The 3,653-nt window shown below is 66.0% G+C and carries 4 protein-coding genes and 1 pseudogene; 3 read left to right on the top strand and 2 right to left on the bottom strand.

Annotation, left to right across the window (positions count from 1 at the left end; all coding sequences use genetic code 11):
- The 3 genes and pseudogenes from VFA16_RS17915 to VFA16_RS17905 form a co-directional block, all read left to right on the top strand.
- A pseudogene (locus tag VFA16_RS17915) lies at positions 1–304 on the top strand (adenosine deaminase); the annotation flags it as partial.
- Positions 305–329: 25 nt separating this feature from the next.
- The gene (locus VFA16_RS17910; RefSeq protein ID WP_324969108.1) at positions 330–1,016 is read left to right on the top strand and encodes a phosphate ABC transporter ATP-binding protein; all 687 of its coding nucleotides are present in this window, start codon (positions 330–332) and stop codon (positions 1,014–1,016) included.
- Complete coding sequence (locus tag VFA16_RS17905; protein ID WP_324969107.1) at positions 1,013–1,825, top strand: ABC transporter permease; 813 nt, start codon at positions 1,013–1,015, stop codon at positions 1,823–1,825. Before VFA16_RS17910 ends, VFA16_RS17905 begins: the two co-directional genes overlap by 4 nt.
- A gap of 70 nt (positions 1,826–1,895) precedes the next feature.
- Here VFA16_RS17905 and VFA16_RS17900 read toward each other — a convergent pair whose 3' ends face one another.
- Positions 1,896–3,170, bottom strand: a complete 1,275-nt coding sequence (locus tag VFA16_RS17900; RefSeq protein WP_324969106.1) for a primosomal protein — start codon at positions 3,168–3,170, stop codon at positions 1,896–1,898.
- Positions 3,171–3,227: 57 nt separating this feature from the next.
- The coding region (locus VFA16_RS17895; protein WP_324969105.1) for an alkaline phosphatase family protein at positions 3,228–3,653 on the bottom strand (426 nt) is incomplete at its 5' end.

Genomic DNA, 3,653 nt, shown 5'->3' with positions numbered 1-3,653 from the left:
TCCGCTGGAGATGTGCCCCACCTCCAACGTTCAGACCGGTGCGGTGGAAAGCATCGCCGAGCACCCCTTCGACCTGCTGGCACGCACGCGGTTCCGGGTGACGGTCAACACCGACAACCGGCTGATGAGCAACACTTCGATGAGCCGCGAAATGCACCGGCTGGCAGAAGCATTCGGGTACGGCTGGACGGACCTGGAGCGGTTCACCATCAATGCGATGAAGTCGGCGTTCATCGGCTTCGACGAGCGGCTGGCGATCATCGACGAGATCATCAAGCCGCGCTACGCGGTGCTGATCGGATAGCGAGCTGCGCACAGCAGGAGGCGTCGTGGTCGATAACGACTGGGTGTTCGACTTCGCCGACGTCGTGGTGGAGCGCAAAGGGGTGCGCGCGCTGGACGGCTTCACCGTGGCCATCCCGAAGCAAGGGGTGACGGTGGTGTTCGGCCCGTCAGGATCGGGCAAGTCGACGTTGCTGCGATTGTGCAATCGGCTGGAGGTACCAACCAGTGGGCGAGTCCTGTTCCGCGGCAACGACATTGCCGGAATCGACCCGCTGTGGTTACGACGCCAGGTCGGGATGTGTTTCCAGCGCCCGACGCCGTTTCCCGGCACCGTCGCCGACAACTTGCGGGCCGCCGACCCGGACGCGTCCGACGCCCAGATGACCGAAACGCTGGCCCGGGTGGCGCTCGCCGGATCGTGGCTGGACCGCGACGCGACCGCGCTGTCGGGCGGGGAGGCGCAGCGGATGTGCCTGGCCCGCACACTCACCGCGCAACCCCAGGTGCTGTTGCTCGACGAACCCACGTCTGCCGTCGACGCCGCCGCGGCGCGGGTGATTGAACAGGCGGTACGCGACCTGGCAGACGAAGGCGTTCCGGCGCTGTGGGTCACCCACGACTCGGCGCAGGCCGAGCGCATCGCCGACAGGGTCGTCCATATCGACAAGGGCCGCTGCACGGGGGTCGAACCGGCGGCGTCCAAGCCCGAAGACGGCGAGGTGATGCGATGAACGGTCAGGTCGGATGGGTTGGTCTGGCGACGTCGCTGGCGTTGGTCGGATTCGCGGCGGCCATCTCGCTGTGGCAACGGCTGGGTTTGGAGCGCCAGGTGGTGTGGTCAGCCATCCGCGCACTGGTCCAGTTGCTGCTTGTGGGCAGCGCATTAGCGCTGCTGTTCGAGCCGGGCCGCTCCCTGTGGTGGTCGTGGGCCTGGACGGCGGGCATGGTCGCCTACGCGGGGGACGTCGCACGCAGGCGGGCGCCGGAGGTGCCGCGGCTGGCGCCGCTGGCCATCACCGCGTTCGCCACCGCGGCGGTGGTGACGCTTGGCGTGATATTCGGGCTGCGGGTGTTCCCGCTGCAGCCCCGCACCCTGGTGCCGATCGCCGGGATGATGATCGGCAACTCGATGACTGCCACGGTTCTGGTGGCCCGCCGCCTGGTCGATGAGCTGCGGGACAAACGCGACGAGGTCGAAGCGCGACTGGCCCTCGGTCAGCCGTACCGTCAGGCGGCCGCCCCCTACCTGCGAACGGCGTTGCGGTCGGCCGTGTCTCCGCAAATCGAAACCACCAAGGCGACCGGGCTGGTGTTCTTGCCCGGCGCGATGACCGGACTGATTCTCGCTGGGGTATCGCCGGTGCAAGCTGTGCTCGTGCAGGCGGTCGTGATGTTCCTGATCTTGGGCTCGGTCGCCGTCACCACCGTGGTGGTTGCTCTCGGCCTTGTACGTCGGGTGTTCACCCGCGACCATCGGCTGCTACCGCTGGCCCGTCGGCCCGAAAGTCGGGAGCACCGGCGCACAACAGCTAAAGCGTGAAGCTGGCTTGCGGCGCTATTCGCGCCTTAGCCGCGACGCTGCTGTTCAATGTCGTCGCCGGCTTGCGGCGCTATTCGCGCCTTAGCCGCGACTCTACGAACCGTTCCAGCTCCTCCCACTCCCGCACCGCCTGGGCATACGGGGCCGCGGGCTTGCCGACAGAGTCGGGTTCAAGCACATAGGCCATCAGCTTGCCCAGCGGCCGGTCGGGAGAAAGCGCCTTGTCCACGGTGTTGTCCTCGGCGTAGTCGCCGACGTCACGAAGCAGCTCGACGGCCAAGTCGAGCTGCTCGCGGTCCACCGCATCAGGCCCGTCCGCCAGATCGTCGGCCAGGCCCGTCAAGACGTAGACGTTGTCGTCGGTGATATCGACCACCAACGAGCCGTCGGTGGCCGCGGTGCGGATGTCGTCGTAGGTGCTCAGGTCCGACAGGTCGTGGTCGTGCTCGTCGGCCAGATAGCGGGCCAGCGCCCGCTCCGAACTGAAGACGCTGATCCGCCCGTTGCGACCCAGAAAGATCGGGCGGTCGTCGAAATAGCAGCGCAGGGTATAGAAGGTGCCGGCGCCGGTCATGATTTGGATCGGGTCGATGCCGACCTTCAACCAGAAGTCCTCGTCGCTACCCAGCACCACACTGTCGGCGGCGGCGGGCGCCTCCTCGCCCTGCTCGGCGTCAATTTCCGCGCTGACGTCGGCGTCACCCGCCACTTCGTCTTCGGTCACCATGTCTTCGTCGTCACGCTCGGGGGGCTCGGCCAATTCATCGGCCGCCCGGGCCGAGGCCGCAGCATCCACATCCGGCGTGCGCACAATGTCGTCAACTGCGGCCAAGACGTCGTCCCAGCCCCGCCCGATGATCTCGGCAATCGCATTCCAGCGTTTCAGCCCGGCTTTGCCGGAGAAGTACTCGATGCCGCCGGCCACCGTGCCCAGGGTCGGGTTGCCGTTGAAGAACTTGCTGACCGCGGGCAATTCGCAGACTGACCCGATCGACGAGACGATTGTCAGCGTGGCCGCCAGCGAGCTGACCGACTCCTCGGTCGGCTTTTCCGCGACAAGTTCCTCGACGGTGACCAAGTCGAACTGCTTGTCGTCGGCCGGGTTGAGCTCGTGGGCGTTAGCCTGCGTCAGGTCTTTCCATGCCGGGTGGTCGACCAGATCGTTGTCGGTGTCGGTGCGGACGAATGCCACCAGGTCAGCGACGGTTTCGAAAGCGTAGAGATCCTCGTCCTTACCGAGAAACGCCTCCCACTCGTCCCCGGCGTCGCGCCAGCGCGGCGCCCACAGCGTATAGCGGTCGCCGGCGGTCAGGCTTAGTCGGATAGGTACCAGCTCAGCAGCCATGCGGCACAGGATAACGACGAGCGCCCATCCGACCGGACCGAGGGCGGCCCGGGCGCGTTAGCTTCCCCAGATATCGGTGATGGCGGGAGCGCTCGCCGCGTAACCCGTTTTGGGCAGCCCGTACATCTGCTCGAGCGTCGACAACACGTTGTAGTGGCTGATCGGTTCTGAGTAGGCCCCGGGTTTGACGTTGGCTCCGTAGATGACCGTCGGGATTTGGTTACGCGCAGTGTTGTCGTCTTCGTCCCAGGTCACGATCAGCAGGCTGTTGTTGGTCTTCGCCCAGGCGGCATAGGGGGATAGCTTTTGGTAGAGCCAAGTGTCGCCCTGAGCTACCGATCCGTCGTGCATATCGTTGTCGAGATTGGGAATGACGAACGAAACCGTCGGCAGGCTGGCGTAATTCGATGGCGCGGGGAAGGCCGAGAAGGGCAGCGAGTAGTTGCCGGGGATGTTGCTGAAATCGGCCCAGGGCACGTGCTT

Source organism: Mycobacterium sp. (assembly GCF_035653355.1).
GTDB lineage: Bacteria > Actinomycetota > Actinomycetes > Mycobacteriales > Mycobacteriaceae > Mycobacterium.
The sequence above is the reverse complement of the archived record's forward strand: the minus strand, read 5'-3'. Positions and strand labels throughout refer to the sequence as shown.